Below are 21,099 nucleotides of genomic sequence, written 5' to 3'. Positions count from 1 at the left end.
CTATTAGATATTTTGAAAAAATTACCTTCCATATTTAAGAACTTCTACTTTCTGGCAAGTTTATCCTTCCTTATTTGGATAGCTTTTTTAGATGGGAATGACTTGATTTCTCAATTTAAGCTCAAATCTAAATTGAATAGCCTTGAAAATGAGAAGGAACATTATTCTCTTCAAATAGAACAAGTTAAGAAAGAAAGAGAAGCATTGTTCAATGATCCTGTCCTTTTAGAAAAATTTGCAAGAGAAAGGTATTTTATGAAGAAACCCACAGAGGATATCTTCGTAATTGAAGAAGATTAAATAATCTATCTCATGAATTTTTCCAAACTACTTTTCACCACATTATTTGTTCTACTTTTTCAGTCTGCAATTGCTCAAATCCAAACAGATGATGTGAAGGAACTTAGCACTATGGAGCGGATTTATGGAGGTGGAAATTTCAGTTTAGGTTTTGGGAATATCACTTTTGTGGATATTTCTCCTCTCGCCGGATATATGATTACTCCTCAGTTTTCAGCTGGCCTAGGAGCTACCTACCAATATTTGAGATATAACAACTTCGATCAGAGTGCGAATGTATACGGCGGACGGATTTTCATGCGCCATAACATAATGCAGCGCTTTTTCGCTCATGCCGAATATGAAAGCATGAGTGTGGAATACCCGCAATATGATGATAATCTAAATGTGGTAGTCCGTAGAGAATGGGTGCCCGGCTTATTAGTAGGCGGAGGAATATTTAACGGCTTTGGTGAGCGTGGCGGAATGAATCTAACTGTGCTCTACAATTTAGTCCACGACAATATTCGCTCACCATACGGAAGTCCATTAATAATTCGTGCTGGTTTTATTTTCTAAGCTTACCAGCCGAATTCTACATCTAGTTTTTTAGCAACTTCTCTTAAGTCCTTTTTCACTGCTTCCAATAGTGGTATTCCTTCATTTACTCTTATTGCTTCTAAAAGTCTTTCAGGGTCGCCTGGTATTAATACTTCTTTTCCTTCCACAGGAGTTGCATTTCTAAATCGATTGATCCAATTGTCCATATTAGCTTTGAATTCATCAGCCGGCCTGAAAGCGTCCACCCTCATAGCACCAACAAAATGTCCAATTCCTTCGCCTACAGGATCCGATGGAGGTTCAAGAAATGCTACAAACGGTGGAACCCAAGGGCCATAATTTGCTCCAGACAATACTGCCGAAAATATATCTACAATAGAACCCAAGCAATAACCTTTGTGGCTTCCATGGTCTCTATCCGAACCGAGTGGAAGCAATGCACCACCACTTTTTAGCTCATCGGGATTGATCGAAGAATGGCCTGTTTTATCCTGAATCCAACCCACAGGAGCCAATTCAGATTTGCGCTGTAGTATTTCTAATTTCCCATTCGCCGCTGTGGTAGTTGCAAAGTCAGCAACAAATGGTGGTTGGTGTTTGGCTGGAATTGCTACGGCAATTGGATTAGTACCCAGCATTCGCTCTGTCGAAAATGTAGGTGCTACCAATGGGCTTGCATTGGTCATTGCCATACCAATCATATCTTTCTCCAATGCCTTCATTGCATGATAGCCGGCTATGCCAAAGTGGTTAGAATTTTTTATGGAAACCCAACCTGTTCCTACTTTCTCAGCTTTTTCCATCGCTACTTTCATTGCAAATGGTGCTGACACTAGACCAAGCGCTCCATCCGCGTCTATGACAGCCGTTGAGGGAGTTTCATGCACTATACGAATGACTGGAGTGGCATTTATCCTCCCGCGCTCCCACAGCCTTACATAGCCTGTTAGTCGTGCGACTCCATGAGAGTCTATTCCACGCAAATCTGCCGCAATCAAAACTTCTGAGGCGAGCTTAGCATCTGTTTCAGAACAGCCTATTTTCAAAAAGACATTTTTCGTAAATTCTTGTAAATCCTTAAAATCTATCATTGAAATTTTTGACCAAAATTAATAAGCTTTTTTGGAATGAGTATTGTAATGACTGAATTGATTCTGGCTGAAGATCGATTCTTTTCGTATGCATCAATGAAATCCATTTCTAATTGATTTAAGACTTGCTCAACGCCAAATTCATTTTTATCCACCATTAAATTTTTTATTATGCGCTTAATTCCAACTTTGCTGATTTTGCTATGCCTTGGTGCTCAAGCCTTAGCTCAGCAAACCATTTCATCCAAAGTGAGTGATGTAGTGGTTTTTCCAAATGCAGCTCAAATTAACCGAACTGGTGTTTTGACACTTACGCCTGGCAATCAAAGTATCCGCATAGGCGGCTTACCTGCTGACTTAGATGTGTCTCAATTTACATTTAATATTAAGGATGCTGACTTTAGAATAATTAGTCAAAGTTTTAATCGAAATTTTTTGACTGAAGCTAAGCTTAGCTCAAAGGAGAGAGAATTCAAAGAAAGAATGGATGCCATTGCAGTTGAAATGTCTACTCTAGAAAACAGCAAAATGGTATTGAGGCGGGAGGAACAATTCCTTGCCGATGCCTATGCCAAACAAGCCTCCAACCTAAATGCAATTACGGAAGCAGCGAGGCTTTTATCTCAAAGGCTTGCAATTATATACGCTGAAATTACAAAGATTGATAAAAAACTAGCTGAACTACATAGTGAGCGATTGCAGATTGAACGCCAGCAATCTCAACTTTTTCCAACCAAGGTTGAAAATAATGGAGAACTCACTTTAATAATCAACTCAAGTTTGCGTGGAAATTTTGCATTTGAACTGGCTTACCAAACCAATAGGGCAAGATGGGAACCTAGATACGATATCTACTCCAATGGCTATGGCGAGGATTTGAGTATTGCACTGAAAGCAAATATCCACCAAGCTACTGGCGAAGATTGGGACGGAATAAAGGTTGTATTAACTACCGCTAACCCAAATAGTTGGAATACTCTGCCTGAGTTGTATCCATGGGTTTTGGATTTTGTGGATGATAGGGTGATGGTTAGGCTTAGAGGGCAAGCCAAAGGAATGCAAATAATGGAGGTGGCTGATGAAGAGAGTATCTCTGACTTTAATGTGGAGGCTGGAGAATCAGCCACAGCATTAAGCTTTACGCTTACAGGTGATTATTACGTGCCTACTTCAATTGCTCCTTTTGAAACAGTGCTAACAGAAACTAATAAAACAGCTAATTACAGGTATCAGATTGCGCCGAAATTTAATCCAAAGGCATTTTTAGTCGCAGAATTGACGGAATGGCGGGAGGTTTTTACCTTATCAGCACAAGCAAATGTGTATTTTCAGAATCAGCTTAGCAACAGAACTTATGTCAATGCAAATATGATAGAGGATGAAATGCTTATTTCACTAGGCGCAGATGAAAGAATTGTAGTGGAAAGAAAGCAAATTTTGGATAATACGGGAAGAGGTTTCTTAGGATCTAAACGTACCGATATTCAAGATTTCGTAATTTCTATTTATAATCCGCGCAGTGAGGAAATTGAAGTGCGAGTACAAGATCAAATTCCTTTAAGTAGAAATGACGAATTGGTAATTAAACTTCGTGACGGACAAGGCGCTGAATTGGATACAGAAACTGGTATTCTTACTTGGAACTTGAAAATTGGTTCTAAAGAAACGAAGGAAATTAAATTCGGCTTTAGTGCGGAATATTCTAAAGACAAAAAGGTAAGATACTAAGCTAATTTAAATAAGTAATCTTGGACTGCTCCATATTCACAGTATGGAGCAGTACTCCTTCCTTTAAAGCGTACGCAGAAGCACGAAGCTTTTTGATGCTCGTTTTGTTCAGGATAAATTGAATTAAACAACAAGCTACTACAATCATATCTACCCGCATTTCTACCATCCCGGGAATAGCAAGTCTTTCTTCCCGCGTTTTACTTATTAAATCTAAATATATCTCATCGAAACTAGTTTTGTCTAATGGCAACTCAGTTTCGTCAATATACTTCAAGATTCCCTTTTTCAATCTATGGATATCACTTAAGGTATCAAATGTACCAGAACATCCAATAAGTGTTTTTGGCTTGTGCTTTTTTACTGCTACAAAGAGGTCTGCCAATTGAATTTCTAGATAACTGTATAGTTCTTCAATCTCACCCTGTTCTATTGGATCCGATTGATGATAGAGATCAAGCATTCTTTGTGCACCAATTTCAAAACTACCTACCCATAAAATTGCATTTTGTTTGCAAATAATAAACTCGACACTACCACCGCCGATATCCACAATTAAGCTAGTACTATCACCAATTTTCAATGCTTTATTTACTCCATAGTAAATTAGTTCAGCTTCCTCTTCTCCACTTATTATCCGTACATTAATAGCCGTCTCTTCGTAAATTTTATTAGCTAGGTCTTGTCCATTTTTAGAGATGCGCATTGCACTCGTGCCAGTTGCGTATGTAGCAAAGACCTTTTCTTTATCAATTATTTTCTTAAAAGCTTTTATTGTATTTATGGCTCTTTCCTGCGCTTCTTCTGTGATTAAGCCTTTGCTAATTCCGTCTTTTCCCAATCGAACAGCAACCTTTTCTTTTAACAGAATTTTAAAACCATACTGATCTAATGATGCCACCATTAGATGAAATGTATTGGTACCCATGTCTATTATGGCAATTTTTCTATTCATACATTCCGCAATTCAAAGCGCGCGCAATATACAATTTTTACTAAGTTTAATAGGATAATGTATGTTACTGTTGTTTTAATTGTAATGTTTTGTCCCACCGATAAAAGTGTATTTCGGGAAATGGGCTTACGGGACTATATTTGAAAATATTTAACAATAACAATAATCGCTACAATGGACGAAACCAAAAGAATATATACCATGCCTACCAATGAGCAGAAATACGAATTGCTCAAAAGTAAAAATGCTGAAGCACTTGTTGGTGGTGGAGAAAAAAGGATTGAGTCACAACATAAAAAGGGAAAATTGACTGCCAGAGAGCGGATCGATTTATTGATAGATGAAGGTACTTTCGAAGAGATTGGGAAATTTGTAGTCCACAGAGCAAAGGATTTTGGATTAGACAAGGAACATTATCTTAGTGATGGGGTTGTTACAGGCTACGGAAATGTAAATGGTAGATTGGTCTATGTTTTTTCTCAAGATTTCACCGTTTTTGGTGGGTCTTTATCGGAAACACATGCCGAGAAAATTTGCAAGATTATGGATTTGGCCATGAAAAACGGTGCACCCGTAATTGGTTTGAATGATTCTGGTGGCGCAAGAATTCAAGAAGGTGTAGTGTCCCTTGGTGGCTATGCAGATATCTTTTATCGTAATACCTTGGCATCTGGAGTAGTTCCTCAAATATCTGGAATCATGGGTCCCTGTGCTGGAGGTGCTGTTTACTCTCCAGCCATTACGGATTTCATCTTGATGGTAGAAAATACTTCTTACATGTTCGTAACAGGACCAAATGTAGTAAAGACTGTAACTCAAGAAAATGTAAGTTCAGAAGAGCTTGGTGGAGCAAGTACGCATAGTGCCAAAAGTGGTGTGACTCATTTCAGCTGTGCAAATGAGGTCGAAGCCATCAACAACATAAAACAGCTTCTTTCTTATGTTCCTCAAAATTGTGAAGAGCAAGCTCCAATTTACCCTTATGAAGAGAAGGCTGATGAATCGAGGCCAGTATTGGACAAAATAATTCCTGATAACCCTAATCAGCCGTATGATATGCGGGAGGTAATCGAAGGCATAGTTGATCAAGAATCCTTTTTTGAAGTTCATAAAAACTATGCAGAGAATATTGTAGTTGGTTTTGCAAGAATTGGCGGTCGATCAATTGGTGTAGTGGGCAATCAGCCTGCGAGTATGGCCGGTGTGTTAGATATCGATTGCAGTAAAAAAGCAGCTCGATTTGTTCGTTTCTGCGATTGCTTCAATATTCCATTGTTGGTAATGGTGGATGTGCCGGGCTTCTTGCCAGGTACTGATCAGGAGTGGAATGGAATTATTACTAATGGAGCTAAGTTGTTATACGCGTTCAGTGAAGCAACGGTACCTCGTGTTACGGTAATTACGCGCAAAGCTTATGGTGGAGCTTATGATGTAATGAACTCTAAGCATATAGGTGCAGACTTCAATTATGTATGGCCAACAGGTGAAATTGCAGTAATGGGAGCTAAAGGAGCGGCTGAAATTATTTTCCGTAGAGAGATTTCCGAAGCGGAAGATCCAGAAGCTAAGTTGCAAGAAAAGGTAGATGAATACACGTTGAAATTTGCTAACCCGTACCGCGCTGCGCACAGAGGATTTGTAGATGAGGTAATATTGCCATCTGATACGCGTAAGAAGCTTTTGAGATGTTTCAAAATGCTTGAAAACAAAGTAGATAAGTTGCCAAGAAAGAAACATGGCAACATACCTTTATAATGATTGATAATGGAAAACAACGAAAAATTTTTATTTGAATACCTTAATAATCCTTCGCCTACAGGTTTCGAAGCCTCAGGCCAAAAGTTGTGGATAGATTATGTAAAACCATTTGTTGACTCTTATTTCACCGATTCCTATGGTACTGCTGTAGGTGTGGTAAATGACGGCCAAGAGTGTAAAGTTGTAATTGAAGCCCATGCTGATGAAATCTCATGGTTTGTAAATTACATATCTTCAGAAGGCTACATTTATGTTCGACGCAACGGAGGGTCTGATCATCAGATCGCACCTTCCATGCGAGTAAATATTCATACAGACAAAGGTATTGTTCATGGTGTATTTGGTTGGCCAGCCATCCATGTTCGCGATGCAGCCAAAGAAGAATCTCCTACACTCAAAAACATCTTTATTGATATTGGCGCTACATCCAAAGAAGAAGTAGAGAAAATGGGCGTACATGTGGGTTGTGTTGTAACATTCAAAGACGAGCTACTCGACCTCAATGGTAAATACTATGCTGGCCGAGCATTAGATAATAGAATTGGTGGCTATATGATTGCTGAGGTGGCTCGACGACTGAAAGAAGAAGGAGTAAAACTTCCATTCACATTGTATGTGGTAAATTCAGTTCAAGAGGAAATTGGTCTACATGGCGCTCAAATGATTGCTCAGCGATTGAAGCCCTCATTAGCTATTTGTACGGATGTTTGTCACGATACTACCAGTCCAGGTTACAATAAAGTGGTAAATGGTGACCTTACCGCTGGCAAAGGGCCTGTACTAACCTATGGTGCTGCCGTACACAAAAAGCTTCTCGATTTGATCATTGATTCTGCAAAGAAAAATGATATCGCATTTCAACGAGCTGCAGCATCAAGAGCAACTGGCACAGATACGGATGCATTTGCCTATAGTAATGAAGGCGTACCTTCAGCACTTATTTCCCTCCCGCTTAAGTATATGCACACTACAGTGGAAACGGCAAGCAAATCAGATATCAATCAGGTTATTGATTTGATCTTTAATTTCTTGAAAGAGTTCGATCCTGAATATGATTTTCATTATTTGAGATAATGCTTAACAGTGTATTTACAGATCAAATAAACAGAAAAATAGAGCTAAACGATGTGCCCAAGCGGATAGTCTGCTTGGTGCCATCGCTTACTGAATTACTTTTTGATTTAGGCTTAGAAAATGAGGTGGTGGGAATCACCTTTTTTTGTGTACACCCGAAGGAAAAAGTGGAGAATGTAGCCAAGATTGGAGGAACAAAAACAGTCAAAATAGACAAAGTTCAAGAATTAAAGCCCGATCTTGTAATCGCCAGTAAAGAAGAAAACATTAAGGAACAGGTTGAAGCAATTGAAGAGTTTTGCCCAGTTTGGGTAAGCGATGTGGTTGATTTGACATCTGCTCTAGAAATGATCAAAATGCTAGGTCAAGTACTTAATAAAACGGATCAAGCAGCAAGTCTTATAGAGAAAGTAGCGGGAGGATTTGAGGCAATTGCTCCAATTGATGCATCAGCTATTTATCTGATTTGGCGTAAGCCATGGATGTGTGCAGGAAACGATACTTTCATCCATGATGTGATGTTAAGAGCAGGTTTTCAAAATGTAATTCAAGACCCACGCTATCCGCAATTGAACGATGAGGAAATTCGAAGTCTGAACCCAGAATTCATATTACTATCATCAGAACCGTATCCGTTCAAGCAAAAGCATATGGAGGAAGTAGCGAAAATCGCCAGTAATAGTAAAGTAGTCCTAGTAGATGGCGAAATGTTTTCTTGGTATGGAAGTCGATTGCTCAAAACTCCGGATTATATCAATGAATTACAGGCTAATCTTGGCGTGTGATTATCTCCTCAATTTTCTCATGAGCTTTGAGAACATTGTTTTTTAGTGGCTCCAATCCTTGTCTTTTATACGAAACTCCTCCATCACTTTTCACTGTGAGTTTCCATTCAGCACCTAATTTTTGAATTACAATTGTAAGTCGCTCATTTTTCTGCCAAATCTTTTCGTCTAAGCGAAATTCAAGCTTCAATTGATTATCAGTTTCTTTTTGGTTGGTGATTTTCCAGCTACTTTCAGCCAATTTAGAAATCAACAAATGTTTTAAATCAGTGAAGGTGTTATTGGTAATAATTTCATTGGAATAAATCCATTCGTCTCTATAGCTAGAATATGAAACTGGAAAAAAACTAAAAATCAAAGCGAGAGCAAAACCGAAAAAGAGTGAGAAATAGGGATCATATCCTTCTCTATTTACGAAATAGGTGATCAAAAAATGAAAGCCACTTAAAAGCAAAAACGTGATGAAAAATAGTAAAGGTGATTTTTTATTTATCGACTTCATAACTACGCAATTTCAAAACCAGCGAATTTAAGATCGTCCCAAAAGCTAGGGTAGGATTTTACTACCACATTCGGCTCTTTAATTTTAACATCCATCAAAGTACATAATGGAGCAAAAGCCATTGCCATTCGGTGGTCTTCGTAAGTTTCAATTTCTACTTCAGCGGGTAGCTTTTCAGATGGTATCAATGTCCATTCGTTATTGCTTTCAATAAGCGATGCGCCTATTTTATGAAGTTCATTTTGCAAAGCTGCAATCCGGTCGGTTTCCTTAATCCGTAAGCTTTCCAAGCCAGTAAAAGTGCATTTCTTACCTAATGCAGCACAAGTCAACGCAACGGTTTGCGCCAAATCTGGGCAATCGCTAAAATCAATATGATTGAAGCTGTTTTGCGATTTTTTGAAAATTCGAACACCAGTCGAGCTAAACTCAGAGCCAACTCCCAGTTTATCCATTATCATCACAATGCGAATATCTGCTTGCAGTGAATTTGGTCTTAGTCCTTTCAAAGTGAACTCAGCACTGCTTGCCAAAGCCACTATACTATACCAATAGCTCGCTGCTGACCAATCTGATTCGATGCTAATATTACCTCCCGCATATTTTTGGTTTGCTATACGGATTGTATTTCCATTCCATTCATTTTGCACACCAAATCTTGACATTAATCCCAAGGTCATTTCTATATAGGGCCTGCTTCCAATTTTACCTGTCAGCTCTATTTCTAATCCATCCGGCAAACTGGCTGCAATCATCAGCAATGCAGAAATATATTGACTGCTAATATCACCACGAACTATTATCCTATCTTTTTTCTGGCGGGTAATTCCTTTTATTTGGATTGGAGGATAGCCTTCTTTATCTAAATATTGAATTTCTGCACCAATTTCCCTTAGGGCATCTACTAATATTTTCAACGGTCTTTGCTGCATTCTTTCTGAGCCAGTGAGTTGTTTTGGTTGGTTCGTTGCTGCTAAATAAGCTGTGAGAAAACGCATCGTAGTTCCTGCATCAATCACATCTAATATCGCATCTGAGGATGCCAATAACCTTAGCATCGTTTGCGTATCTCGAGCGTCTGATAGGTTTTGGATATTGATTTTCTCATCCGATAGCGCTTGAATTATCAACATCCGATTGCTTTCGCTTTTTGAAGCAGGTAAGGCAATCTCACGTACCCGAGGCTTAGGACAGTTTTTTAAAAGTATTTGGTCTTTCATGCAATTCAAGAAAAGATAAAGGTAAATAATGAAACCTTACGGGGTGTTTTGGCCGTTGTATATAGTGTATTAGATAAATTCATTTAATTATAAATACTATTTTTTATGGAAGATAAGTTAAAATCAGCATTAATGTTTTTAGGCGGAGTAGCCGTAGGTACCATGGTAGGTGTATTACTTGCTCCAGAATCAGGTGAAAAAACTAGAAAAAGATTAGGAAAGCAATTCGACGATTTAAAGGACGATTTGGAAGGCCAATGGACTTCCAGCAAGTCTAAGTTGCAAGGTCTCAAAGACGAAGCACTCGCTGAAGCTGAGAGATTGAGTAAAAAAATATCCAAAACTACAGAATAATTTTAAGGTGCTTCGGCACCTTTTTTTATGCAATAAACCTTAGAGACTCTAGTATTTCTGAGCTGTTTATCTTTATATCAAATTGAGGGCTGCCAAATCCAGCCAATAAGCAGCAAAGAACTTCACCATCTTTATTTTTCTTATCTTGTAGCGTCAAACTGACAATTTTTTCCAGATCATCATTTTCAATACTTAGCTCAGAATAAGTGTTTTTGATATAGTTATAAACTTGATTTGCTTCATTCTGATCCATATCAAGTTTCTTTACTGACAACCAAGTCTCAGCCATCATTCCAAGTGCAATAGCCTCGCCATGCAGAAATGGCTCGTCACTTTCCAATCTATATGACTCAATAGCATGCCCAATTGTATGGCCGAAATTGAGCACTTTTCTCAATCCTTTTTCAGTCGGATCTTGGGCAACGATATTACTTTTTACTTTAATTGAAGATTCAATAATCTCCTTCCAATTAAGATTCGGAAAATCTGAGTTTAGAAGGATTTCTCTACCAGCCTCATTACTGATTAATGCATGTTTTATTACTTCAGCAAATCCCGATCGTAATTCGCGGGAGGGAAGAGTTTTCAAAAATACATCATCAATCAGCACTGCATCAGGATCTTTAAAAAAGCCGATGTGGTTTTTAAATCCTTGAAAATCTATTCCCAATTTTCCACCTATGCTAGCATCGACCATCGATAGGAGAGTGGTTGGAATATTGATAAACGGAATGCCACGCTTATAAGCTGCAGCTGAAAATCCACCCATATCGCCAATAACTCCACCACCTAGATTTATCAACAATGCATGTCTATCCCAGCCTTCTGCTGTCATCCATTCCCAAATTTTCTCACAAGTTCCAAGACTTTTCCATTTTTCACCATCTGGAATTTCTAGGATACTATGATTTGGCAATAAGCTTTTGATAATTGGATAGCAAAGCTCAATGGTATTTGAATCTGCTAGAACTCCAATCTTACTATAGGAAGTTTGTTCTAAGTAAGAGGCTAGTTGATTTTCAATATTTCCAATCTTAGGATATTGCATTGTTCAATGTCGGTTTTTTACTGATTTGGAACTCTTGTCTCTTTACAGATTCCTCGTGAATTGCAAATAAGAGGTTTTTCATAAACTTTTCACTCATCTTTTTCTTCAATCCTTCTTCTATTCGTGAATTCATCACCTCTTGCCATCTGTCCGGTTGGAATACGGCCAATTTTCTTTCACTTTTAAATTCACCAATTTGATCTATCACCTCAAACCGTTCACTCAGCAAATCTAACAATTGCTTGTCTAAATGATCCACTATCCATCTGAATTGGTTCAAATGCTCATCTGAAGTTTGATCTTCAATTACCTTTCTGTAATCCAATGATGCTAAAATCTCCTCAAGCTTAGCTGGTGTAATTTGTTGTGCGGCATCGCTCCAAGCTTGATCCGGATTTGGGTGAGTTTCTATCATAAGTCCATCCAAGCCGTAATTCATGGCTTTTTGGGCGACTTCTTGGATCATTTCTCGCTTCCCGCAGATGTGACTAGGGTCGTTGATCACTTGCATTCCGGGCCACTCTCTTTTCAAGTGAATAGCCATGCTCCAATTGGGTTTATTTCTGAAGCGCTTATCGTATGCGTCCGCAAAACCTCTATGGATAGCAGCAAGTTTTCTAATTCCTACTGCTTCTAGTCTTTCCAAGGCTCCAAGCCAAAGTTGAAGATCCGGATTCAAGGGATTTTTCACCATCACTGGCACATTTGTCCCTCTCAGTACTTCAGCAATTTCCTGTACGGAAAATGGATTTACGGTAGTTCTAGCACCAATCCATAATACATCAATTCCTGCTTTTAGAGCTGCTTCCGCGTGTTGTGCATTGCCAATTTCTACAGTTACAGGAATTCCAGATGCTTCACGAAAATCAACCATCCACTCCAGAGCTTTTTCGCCCAAACCTTCAAAATTTCCTGGTCTTGTTCGTGGCTTCCAAACTCCACCTCTGAACAATTGCACCTCCCGCATTTTTTTCATGGGTTCTACCATGCTTTGGATTTGCGCTTGTGTTTCGACACTACAAGGGCCTGCAATTACAAGTGGTGCAGTCAAGCCTAACCCCCAATCTTCAATTTTTGTGTGACTCATATTTTTAGTTTTTGGACATAAAAAAAGCCCGACTCTGTGTGAATCGGGCTGTAAATTTTTTTGTTGGTTTTTGATTATAGCAGCAAGCTCCGATCCATCTGATGTTGGGCGGTGTAAAAATAAAAGTAAAAATATGTTGCTTGCGTGTTGCTCATCGAGTCAAATATAGAAATTATTTTTATTTCAAAAACTTATTTTCTTTTTTCGAAAAGGACAAACTCAGTAAAATTTCGATTGCTGGAATGAATATTCTCTTGAATGATGGTGAGATTATACAAGTGTGCAGTTTGAGTTGCGCAAATAACAGCCACATCTGATTTTTGAGAATTCAGTAATTTGGAAGCTGCTGAGGAGGTGCTATTAAATTCTTTCCATAGTGCAGTGGGAAGTTGCGAATTGAGAAAAGGCAAGCATTCTTGTAATGCTTTTGCATGTGACCAAACTTGCTTAAAATTCTCAATTGGTGAATCATTTAGACTGGCCAGACAAAGCTTGACAAGAAAATTGTAGCACTTGATTTTGTTGAAAGATTGATCAATAATGAGCTGATTATTTTCCACCAATCCGGCAATTGAATTCCTTACGGCAATCCAACCTCGACCTTCATTTTTTGTGGCAGCAAATATCTGATCAAAATTATCATGTAGTTGAATATCAACAGCACCATGATGATGCTCCAAAGCCAAATGGTGAAAAGAACCTTCTGGGCCAAGTGTGTGAAAACGATTATTCAAGCTCTCCATTCCCATTGAAAATTTCTGTTTGAGATTTTATTGAGGCCTGATGAATTTGCCTATAAATATCCAAGATAAATTCCTTATCCAAATTCATTGAATCGCCCCATTCGGGTCTGCTTTTGAATACCTCTTTCCATCGTTCTAATTGGAATATAGCCACATTATTCTCCTTTTTGTAATGACCAATTTCCTCAACCAATCGCATCCTACGTGCAATTGCCTCAAGGATTTCCTGATCAGCATTGTCAATCTGATGACGGATTTCTTCCAGACGATTTATGGAAAAGCTATTTCTAAATGAAGAGTCCCGCATTTTGAGTTTGCCAAGTAAATCAATGAGCACTTCTGGCGTGATTTGTTGAGCAGCATCACTTAGAGCTTTTGGTGGATTTGGATGCGTTTCTATTATCAATCCATCATAATTCAAATCCATAGCCTTTTGCGACACATTGGCTATTAGATCCCTATTGCCTGTAATATGACTTGGATCGCAAATAAGCGGGAGGTCGGTTCGGAGGCTTTTTAGTTCTAAAGGAATTTGCCAAAGTGGGATGTTTCTGTACTTCGATTGTTGCAATGAACTGAAGCCTCTATGGATTGCGCCAGTTCTGCTAATTCCAGCTTTCTCAATCCGCTCTATTGCGCCAAGCCATAAAGCCAAGTCTGGATTGATTGGATTTTTCACCAATACAGGAATGTCAACTCCCACTAATGAATCAGCTATTTCCTGAACAGTAAATGGATTTACTGTGGTTCGTGCTCCTAGCCAAAGCAAATCGATTTCATATTTTAAGGCTAGCTCCACGTGATGTGGATTGGCTACTTCTATGGCGAATTTTACCTTGAATTCTTTCTTAAGCTCAGCAAGCCATGGCAAGGCTTCTGCGCCCATACCTTCGAAACTGCCAGGTCTAGTACGAGGCTTCCAGATACCTGCACGGATAAATGGGATATTGCTGGCAGCAAGCTTTTCTACAACCTCCCGCATTTGTTCAGGTGACTCAGCACTACACGGGCCGGCCAAAACAAAAGGCTTCGTAAATTGATTCCACCAATAGTTTTTTACCTGTGTACCGTTAAAATTATTTCTTGACATATGGTAGAATAACTAATTTATTGGAGCATCTGTTTGTTATATATTTGCATGCTGATTTCTAAAAATATGGAACCACAAAATACTATATCTTTTGATAACCTAGAGGTAGCTTTTGCTTCTAAATCAAATAATGCATTAAAGAAAATGTATTTGCTTTTCGCTACCCTCAACAATAATACTTTGGTAAAGGTAGGTTCTGCGCTTACAAAGTTTGCATTAAAAATTCATTTGCCAATTAAGGGTATTATACGGAATACGGTTTACGAACAGTTTTGTGGTGGAGAAACCATCGAAGATTCTGAACCGACAATACAAGAATTGGCTCAATTCAACATAGGCACTATTCTAGATTATTCTGTGGAAGGTGCTACTACGGAGAAGGGCTTTGAATCAACTGCGAATGAGATAATCAAAACGATTGAAAAAGCAGCTGTAAGTAAGCATATTCCTTTTTCAGTATTTAAAGTAACTGGTATTGCTTCAACGCCATTGTTGGAAAAAGTGCAAAGCAAAGCAAAATTGACAGATGCTGAAGTGAAGGCTTTTCAAGCAATAAGAGAGCGAGTTGATCGTATTTGCGGTAAAGCTTATGAGCATAGCGTTAGAATTTTTATTGATGGCGAAGAAAGTTGGATACAGGATGTGATTGATGACTTGGTATATGAAATGATGGAGAAATACAACAAGGAGCAAGTGATTGTATATAACACCTATCAAATGTATCGCCATGAAATGCTTGGAAAACTGAGAAATGCCCATCAATTGGCTACTATGAAACAGTTTTATTTAGGTGCCAAATTAGTGCGTGGTGCTTACATGGAAAAGGAAAGAGAAAGAGCTGCCGAAAAGGGTTATCCAGATCCAATAAATAAAACAAAAGAAGCTACAGACAAAGATTATAATGAGGCATTGAAGTTTTGTCTAAATAATAAAGCAAGAGTTGCGCTTTGCTCAGGTTCTCATAACGAATACAGCAATTACTATCTAACTGTGTTGATGGAAAAGCATAGCGTGAAGCGCAATGATCCAAATGTATATTTTGCGCAGCTTTATGGAATGAGCGATAATATTTCATTCAACTTGGCAAAAGAAGGTTACAATGTTGCCAAATACGTTCCTTATGGTCCGATAGTACATGTAATGCCCTATTTATTTAGAAGAGCAGAAGAAAATACTTCTGTGGCCGGACAAAGCAGTAGAGAGTTTACCTTAGTAAAAAGGGAAATGGATCGCAGAAAAAAACAGAACAAAGCAGCATAACGAGCAATTTTGTACTTTTGCAAAATTCTTTATTTCACCGAAACTTAAGGCATGAGTATTTTACTAAGCGAGCAAGAAATTATTAGAAGGCAGGAACGTGAAGAACTTCTAAAATTAAATATAAATCCATACCCAGCAGAAACCTTTGAAGTAAGTCATACTGCGGAGGATATTTCCCAAAATTTTCAAAAATATATTGATTCTGGTGAAGATTTGACGTTGGCAGGCAGATTAATGTCTCGTAGGGTTATGGGCTCAGCTTCGTTTGGTGAGTTGCAAGACTCCACCGGCAAAGTCCAAGCATATTTCAGAAGAGATGATATTTGCACAGGAGAGGACAAAACGTTATATAATACGGTATTCAAAAAGCTGCTTGGAATTGGCGACATAATTGGGATTACAGGAAAAGTATTCCTCACTCAAACCGGTGAGGTATCTATCCATGTGTATGATATGAAAGTGCTTACCAAAGCGCTAAAACCATTGCCAGTGGTAAAGGAAGTAACGGATGAGGAAGGCAATAAAAAGACCTATGATGCCTTTTCTGACCCAGAGCAAAGATACCGTCAGCGTTATGTTGATATGATTGTGAATCCGCAAGTGAGAGAGATTTTTGTAAAGAGAACTCGCTTGGTGAATACCATGAGGGATTTCTTGGCACAAAAAGGATACTTAGAAGTGGAAACGCCAATTCTTCAACCAATCTATGGTGGTGCGGCTGCGCGTCCTTTCAAGACACATCACAATACTTTGGATATGACGCTTTATTTGAGAATTGCTAACGAGCTATACCTCAAAAGGCTGATTGTAGGTGGATATGATGGTGTATTTGAATTCTCCAAAGATTTCAGAAATGAAGGAATGAGTCGCTTTCATAATCCTGAATTTACTCAAGTGGAGCTTTATGTAGCCTACAAAGATTATTACTGGATGATGAATTTGGTGGAGGAAATGGTCGAAAAAGTGGCTATTGCACTACATGGAGATACCAAAGTAAAAGTGGGCGAGCATACAATTGATTTCCAAAGACCTTGGAAGAGGTACACAATGTTCGAAGCAATTGAGCATTTTACTGGAATTGATATTTCACAAATGGATGATGCTGAGCTTAAAAAGACAGCAAAAGACTTGGGCGTTCCTGTGGATGATTCCATGGGTAAGGGAAAGTTGATAGATGAGATATTTGGTGAGAAATGCGAGAAATTATTGATTCAGCCAACTTTCATTACTGATTATCCGGTTGAGATGTCGCCATTGGCTAAGAAGCATAGAAGCAAGCCTGGTTTGGTAGAACGATTTGAAGCAGTATGTAATGGCAAAGAAATTTGCAATGCATTCTCAGAGCTGAACGATCCTATCGATCAAAGACAACGCTTTGAGGAGCAATTGGAGCTTGGAAAGCGCGGTGATGATGAAGCGATGGTGTTGGATGAAGATTTCCTTCGTGCACTTGAATATGGCATGCCTCCTACAGCTGGCTTGGGTGTCGGTATCGACAGATTGAGTATGATCATGACCAATTCGCCATCTATCCAAGAAGTGCTATTTTTCCCGCAAATGCGTCCTGAGAAACAAGTGAAATTAGTGACTGATGAGGAATTAACTGAGCGTGGTGTTAGGGCAGATTTGATTCCTGTATTGCGTAAAGTGGGCATAAATACATTGGAAGAATTAGACGAGAAAAACGCGAATAAGCTCTTCAATGATGTGTGTGGAACGAGAAAAAAATTAAAGCTTAATGATGTGAAAAACCCAAGTTTAGAAGAAGTTCAATCTTGGCAACGTTAAGCTTTTAAGGAGATAAACAATTTAGCCATGTGATTATTCGCATGGCTATTTTTTTGCCCAAAAATGGCGGGAGGTAAACTTTTAGAATTGATCGAGTCTCTTGCTGAGTTGGCCAATTACCTATCATTCAAGTTTCTTCGTCTGTTGATTTTCAAGTCTTGAAGTAGGGAGGATTTAACTTGTAAATCCACTGAATAGGAAGTAAATCGGCCAAAAGGCACCCAATTAACACGTAGCTCCCAGCAATGGAGATCTCTATTGATACTAATTGTGGTGTGAGTTAATTCTTTCGTAGCTAAGTCATAACCCGAATTAAAATTGATTTTCCACTTTTCAGTAATGGAGACATCACCATTAAAAGTTAACGCCTGGGTGACGTCTGCTTCACGGAAACCATCTCGCCTATAATTTAGGTTGTAGCTAATATTAATGTTCCATGGAATAGTGAAGTCAACGTAGTTGTAAGGTGAGTTCATTATCATCATTGCTTCTAAGTCTCCGCTATCTGCAAGGTTTTGGGCTCCAGCTAAGCCAGTATCACTTACGCCGTCTCCCATCATTCCTGTGGGACTCATTCTATTGAGACCTGCGCTTGAGGCCCCACCTTGGGTTCCTTTGGCTGCAGGGTTTAGGTTAGTGCTTAAGTTTAAAGTCACATTACGAATTCTGCCAATACCTTGTCCATTATTCCATGCAAATTTGTCTAACCTTCTTTGAAAAACTTGCCCTGTGTCACTTATAGAATCGAGCTGAGTAAGGTACGGATCTATTTCTGCTCCTATATTCACATTAAGTGCTCCTTGGAAAAGATTAGTCCTTAATGCCGTCCTGATATTGGATAAACCGAAAGAATCGGCAAGAAAATTATAGGAAGTGCTGATTCCAAAGTTATCTATCAATTTCACTTTTTCAGCCTTGGTAGCACTATCTCCTTTGGCTGCTTTTTTCGCTTCTAGGTTGTTCTCCAATGAGAAGTTCAGAGAAGCACTCTCTCCAATTGATGGAGCTCCGTATGCGAACCCTTCATATTTAGAAAGTAAACGAGTGTCTCCCTCTTCATTAATCTGGACTTCTTGAAAGTAGCCGTACTTACTATTAGAGTAATCTGGCCTATAACTAAATCCCACAGTTGGAGTTACCATATGCCTAATAGCCTGGATGTTCCCTTTTTTCAAATTATAAGTACCATAAATTCTAGTAGCAGCTCCAATACTTGCATTATAAGTTCCAGCTCTTTTGAAACCAGGAATTGTATCTAAACGCACAGCATTCTGATCTGCCTGCCAAGTATAACGAAGCTCTTGTAAATACCATAGTTCTTCATAATTGAAGCTTGGACTGACATTAATATGCTTTAATACATTGAATGTGGTAGAAACAGGGATTTGATGTCTGCCACCAATTCGCGCATTTCTCAATAAATAAGGAAGTGTCTCAAAATTGAACGGCATAATCGAATCGGTTGGGATGTCGCTAGGATTCGATAAGGTAATACCACTAGGAACCCTCCCGCTTGGTCTGTTCGAAATATTGCTTGTGAGATTGAAGTTCCAGGCAAAATTTAAGGAATTCACAAAATCAATATCTGAATCTTTAAAGGGTGTTATCCTATTCATGTTGAAAGCTGCTTCTGGCAAAGTTACTTGTACTCTTCCATCTCTCACATTCTGACTATGCCTAGCATTTGCCGACATATTGAATGGCGTGCCTGTGAAGTTTTTTTGATATTGAACAGAAGATGAAAATTCAGAATTCACATTTCGTTCAAAATTTAAAGTGTTGTTATTGTTGTAAGTTGATGTACCTGCTCGTACGGAAGCGGAAAATCTACTGCTTCCTTTAGGAACTGGTCTGTGGCTCCAATCCACCCAAAAATCATTAATGGCAATTGGATTAAGTTCTGTTTCATCACTATTGAAGCGCGAATAATTGAAACGGAAGCTGCCTTGATAGGAATATCGCTTGTTATAGGTAGACTGTAATGTGGCTCCATAGCCACCTTTTGAATATACTTCACCCATCACACTTAAGTGTATGATGTCGTTTAATGCCAAATAATAACCACCATCTCGTATGAAGAAACCTCTAACTCTTTCCTCTCCATAGGTAGGAAATATGATTCCTGAGCTACGTTTTTTCTTTTGATCTGGAAACATCCCAAAGGCAAAACCTAGCGGCGTAGGAATATCATTAAATCTAAGGTGGAAAGGTCCAGAAACCAACTTATTTCCTGGAATGGCCTTAATCATTTCGGATTGGATGTGAAAGTGAGGATGCTCTAAATTACAAGTCGTGTAGCGTCCATAATATGTGAAAAGCTCTCCAGATTGAGTTTTCTTAATGGATTCTGCTTGCAAAAAACCTTCCCCTTGTTGAGTTACAGCTCCAGTAATATAAGCTTTGCCAGTGGTGAAATTATAACGGAGGGTAGTGGTTTCATATGTTTCTATTCCTTCCTTGAAAATAGGCTTTCCTTGTAGCTTACCAGTAGTATCTGGAATTCCCGTGGCATATAATATGTTGTTTGCCCAGTCGAGTTCTATGTAATCAGCTTTGAGCTCAATTGGCCCGTATTTGATCTCAGCATTGCCATACAGATATGCAATGTTTTTGATCACATCGAGTCTTATGGAATCTTCGGCATTGTAAATGATAGTAGTCTTTACATCACCAATAGTATCTCTAACTATGCGCTGCCTTGTAATTAATAAACTGTCAGGAGGAATGGTATCGAGCAAATTTGGAGGAATTGAAAGCTCTAAACTGTCCCTAAAGGGAATAGGAGGCAGGTTTTCGGTTTCAAGTACTCTCTCTTGCGCACCGACCCAACTGCCAAAGAATAATAGTAATAGAAAAAAACCGTTTTTATATCTAAGCACCCTAACTTTCGGTTTATCCGAGAAATTCACAAATTTGCATTCAAAGTTATTTATTCTCCACCAACTAAGTCGTATTGCGTGAAAAATATTGTAATTATATTCTTTCTGTCCACTGCGCTGCTGCTCGGTACTACAACACAAGCTGGATTAAGAGCCTATTCAGTTAAAAGGGTAGTAATTGATGCAGGACATGGCGGGCATGATTCGGGAACACTTGGTCGATCTTCAAAAGAGAAAGACGTCGCTTTAAAAATAGCTCTAGAGCTAGGCCGAATTATGAATGAATACCTGCCTGATGTTGAAATTATCTACACCCGTAAATCTGACAAATTCCTCGATCTCAAAGAACGAGCCAGAATAGCCAATAGAGAGAATGCAGATCTATTTATTAGTGTCCATTGTAATGCAGCAGGAAATAGGAGTGTATATGGTACTGAAACTTTTGTAATGGGTTTGTCCAAAGTAGCCGGAAATTTTGAAGTGGCAAAGAGAGAGAATGCGGTGATATTACTAGAAGATAATTATGAAGAAAAGTATGAAGGCTTCGATCCCAATAAAGAGGAATCCTACATTCTATTCAACATGTATCAAAAGGCATTCTTAAGAAATAGCCTTTCATTGGCAGCTAATGTCGAAAATCAATTTGCTACTCGAGTTGGTCGTAAAAGTAGAGGTGTGAAACAAGGGCCGTTTTGGGTACTTTGGGATACATCCATGCCTAGTGTTTTGATAGAAACAGGCTTCCTTTCTAATCAATCTGAAGAGAATTATCTAAATAGTGAAAAAGGACGTGTGTATATTGCATCTGGTATTTTTAGAGCGGTACGGGACTACAAGAATGAACTTGAAGGAACAAACTAATTCTTCAGCCTAATTTTAGGCTTTAATAAATTTTTT

General features: G+C 38.7%; 20 protein-coding genes. 10 read left to right on the top strand and 10 right to left on the bottom strand.

The genetic code is table 11. The features are described 5' to 3' along the window. Positions 1-12 precede the first annotated feature (12 nt). Together ACOXY8_RS04445 and ACOXY8_RS04440 are read left to right on the top strand one after the other, a co-directional pair. Complete coding sequence (locus tag ACOXY8_RS04445; protein ID WP_458330341.1) at positions 13-300, top strand: FtsB family cell division protein; 288 nt, start codon at positions 13-15, stop codon at positions 298-300. A 12-nt stretch (positions 301-312) separates the two neighbouring features. Further along, positions 313-858 carry a hypothetical protein gene (locus tag ACOXY8_RS04440; RefSeq protein WP_458330340.1) on the top strand — a complete coding sequence of 182 codons (546 nt, stop codon included), beginning with the start codon at positions 313-315 and terminating at the stop codon, positions 856-858. Positions 859-860: 2 nt separating this feature from the next. Here ACOXY8_RS04440 and ACOXY8_RS04435 read toward each other — a convergent pair whose 3' ends face one another. Together ACOXY8_RS04435 and ACOXY8_RS04430 are read right to left on the bottom strand one after the other, a co-directional pair. After that, on the bottom strand, positions 861-1,931 hold the full coding sequence (locus tag ACOXY8_RS04435; RefSeq protein WP_458330339.1) for an Ldh family oxidoreductase: 1,071 nt from the start codon (positions 1,929-1,931) through the stop codon (positions 861-863). Then, positions 1,928-2,089: a hypothetical protein gene (locus ACOXY8_RS04430; protein ID WP_458330338.1), complete on the bottom strand. Its 162-nt coding sequence runs from the start codon at positions 2,087-2,089 to the stop codon at positions 1,928-1,930. The genes ACOXY8_RS04435 and ACOXY8_RS04430 overlap by 4 nt, the downstream gene beginning before the upstream one ends. Positions 2,090-2,102: 13 nt before the next feature. On the opposite strand from ACOXY8_RS04430, the gene ACOXY8_RS04425 reads away from it, so the two are divergent. After that, positions 2,103-3,659: a mucoidy inhibitor MuiA family protein gene (locus ACOXY8_RS04425; protein WP_458330337.1), complete on the top strand. Its 1,557-nt coding sequence runs from the start codon at positions 2,103-2,105 to the stop codon at positions 3,657-3,659. Position 3,660: 1 nt separating this feature from the next. Here ACOXY8_RS04425 and ACOXY8_RS04420 read toward each other — a convergent pair whose 3' ends face one another. Continuing rightward, a complete protein-coding gene (locus ACOXY8_RS04420; protein ID WP_458330336.1) occupies positions 3,661-4,614 on the bottom strand; it encodes a Ppx/GppA phosphatase family protein in 954 nt (317 codons plus the stop codon). A 174-nt stretch (positions 4,615-4,788) separates the two neighbouring features. On the opposite strand from ACOXY8_RS04420, the gene ACOXY8_RS04415 reads away from it, so the two are divergent. From ACOXY8_RS04415 to ACOXY8_RS04405, 3 genes are read left to right on the top strand one after another with little or no spacing between them, the layout of a single operon-like run. Then, positions 4,789-6,369: an acyl-CoA carboxylase subunit beta gene (locus ACOXY8_RS04415; RefSeq protein WP_458330335.1), complete on the top strand. Its 1,581-nt coding sequence runs from the start codon at positions 4,789-4,791 to the stop codon at positions 6,367-6,369. 9 nt (positions 6,370-6,378) lie between these two features. Next, positions 6,379-7,446: a M42 family metallopeptidase gene (locus ACOXY8_RS04410; RefSeq protein ID WP_458330334.1), complete on the top strand. Its 1,068-nt coding sequence runs from the start codon at positions 6,379-6,381 to the stop codon at positions 7,444-7,446. Next, positions 7,446-8,231, top strand: coding sequence for an ABC transporter substrate-binding protein (locus ACOXY8_RS04405; protein ID WP_458330333.1), 786 nt, complete (start codon positions 7,446-7,448; stop codon positions 8,229-8,231). Before ACOXY8_RS04410 ends, ACOXY8_RS04405 begins: the two co-directional genes overlap by 1 nt. On the opposite strand, the gene ACOXY8_RS04400 is transcribed toward ACOXY8_RS04405, so the two are convergent. Both ACOXY8_RS04400 and ACOXY8_RS04395 read right to left on the bottom strand, forming a co-directional pair. Next, on the bottom strand, positions 8,215-8,733 hold the full coding sequence (locus tag ACOXY8_RS04400) for a hypothetical protein (RefSeq protein WP_458330332.1): 519 nt from the start codon (positions 8,731-8,733) through the stop codon (positions 8,215-8,217). The genes ACOXY8_RS04405 and ACOXY8_RS04400 overlap by 17 nt on opposite strands. 2 nt (positions 8,734-8,735) lie before the next feature. Further along, on the bottom strand, positions 8,736-9,953 hold the full coding sequence (locus tag ACOXY8_RS04395) for a 3-phosphoshikimate 1-carboxyvinyltransferase (protein WP_458330331.1): 1,218 nt from the start codon (positions 9,951-9,953) through the stop codon (positions 8,736-8,738). Between the two features lie 105 nt (positions 9,954-10,058). On the opposite strand from ACOXY8_RS04395, the gene ACOXY8_RS04390 reads away from it, so the two are divergent. Beyond that, positions 10,059-10,307, top strand: a complete 249-nt coding sequence (locus ACOXY8_RS04390) for a YtxH domain-containing protein (protein ID WP_458330330.1) — start codon at positions 10,059-10,061, stop codon at positions 10,305-10,307. 25 nt (positions 10,308-10,332) lie between these two features. On the opposite strand, the gene aroB is transcribed toward ACOXY8_RS04390, so the two are convergent. From aroB to ACOXY8_RS04370, 4 genes are all read right to left on the bottom strand, one after another. Continuing rightward, positions 10,333-11,355: a 3-dehydroquinate synthase gene (gene aroB, locus ACOXY8_RS04385; RefSeq protein WP_458330329.1), complete on the bottom strand. Its 1,023-nt coding sequence runs from the start codon at positions 11,353-11,355 to the stop codon at positions 10,333-10,335. Further along, positions 11,342-12,442 carry a chorismate mutase gene (locus tag ACOXY8_RS04380; RefSeq protein WP_458330328.1) on the bottom strand — a complete coding sequence of 367 codons (1,101 nt, stop codon included), beginning with the start codon at positions 12,440-12,442 and terminating at the stop codon, positions 11,342-11,344. The genes aroB and ACOXY8_RS04380 overlap by 14 nt, the downstream gene beginning before the upstream one ends. Before the next feature lie 191 nt (positions 12,443-12,633). Next, on the bottom strand, positions 12,634-13,185 hold the full coding sequence (locus tag ACOXY8_RS04375) for a prephenate dehydratase domain-containing protein (RefSeq protein ID WP_458330327.1): 552 nt from the start codon (positions 13,183-13,185) through the stop codon (positions 12,634-12,636). Beyond that, the gene (locus ACOXY8_RS04370) at positions 13,169-14,275 is read right to left on the bottom strand and encodes a chorismate mutase (RefSeq protein WP_458330326.1); all 1,107 of its coding nucleotides are present in this window, start codon (positions 14,273-14,275) and stop codon (positions 13,169-13,171) included. Before ACOXY8_RS04370 ends, ACOXY8_RS04375 begins: the two co-directional genes overlap by 17 nt. Before the next feature lie 66 nt (positions 14,276-14,341). Here ACOXY8_RS04370 and ACOXY8_RS04365 point away from each other — a divergent pair, with 66 nt between their 5' ends. Continuing rightward, on the top strand, positions 14,342-15,535 hold the full coding sequence (locus tag ACOXY8_RS04365; RefSeq protein WP_458330325.1) for a proline dehydrogenase family protein: 1,194 nt from the start codon (positions 14,342-14,344) through the stop codon (positions 15,533-15,535). A 51-nt stretch (positions 15,536-15,586) separates the two neighbouring features. Further along, positions 15,587-17,323, top strand: a complete 1,737-nt coding sequence (gene lysS / locus ACOXY8_RS04360; protein WP_458330324.1) for a lysine--tRNA ligase — start codon at positions 15,587-15,589, stop codon at positions 17,321-17,323. A 116-nt stretch (positions 17,324-17,439) separates the two neighbouring features. On the opposite strand, the gene ACOXY8_RS04355 is transcribed toward lysS, so the two are convergent. Then, positions 17,440-20,202 carry a putative LPS assembly protein LptD gene (locus tag ACOXY8_RS04355; RefSeq protein ID WP_458330323.1) on the bottom strand — a complete coding sequence of 921 codons (2,763 nt, stop codon included), beginning with the start codon at positions 20,200-20,202 and terminating at the stop codon, positions 17,440-17,442. Between the two features lie 78 nt (positions 20,203-20,280). Here ACOXY8_RS04355 and ACOXY8_RS04350 point away from each other — a divergent pair, with 78 nt between their 5' ends. After that, positions 20,281-21,063 (top strand): N-acetylmuramoyl-L-alanine amidase family protein, encoded by a 783-nt coding sequence (locus tag ACOXY8_RS04350; RefSeq protein WP_458330322.1) that lies wholly within the window; start codon positions 20,281-20,283, stop codon positions 21,061-21,063. The last annotated feature ends 36 nt before the right edge of the window (positions 21,064-21,099 follow it).

The sequence above is a fragment of the Peijinzhouia sedimentorum genome (assembly GCF_049340005.1).
In the GTDB taxonomy this organism is placed as follows: Bacteria; Bacteroidota; Bacteroidia; order Cytophagales; family Cyclobacteriaceae; genus CAXBDP01.
The sequence above is the reverse complement of the archived record's forward strand: the minus strand, read 5'-3'. Positions and strand labels throughout refer to the sequence as shown.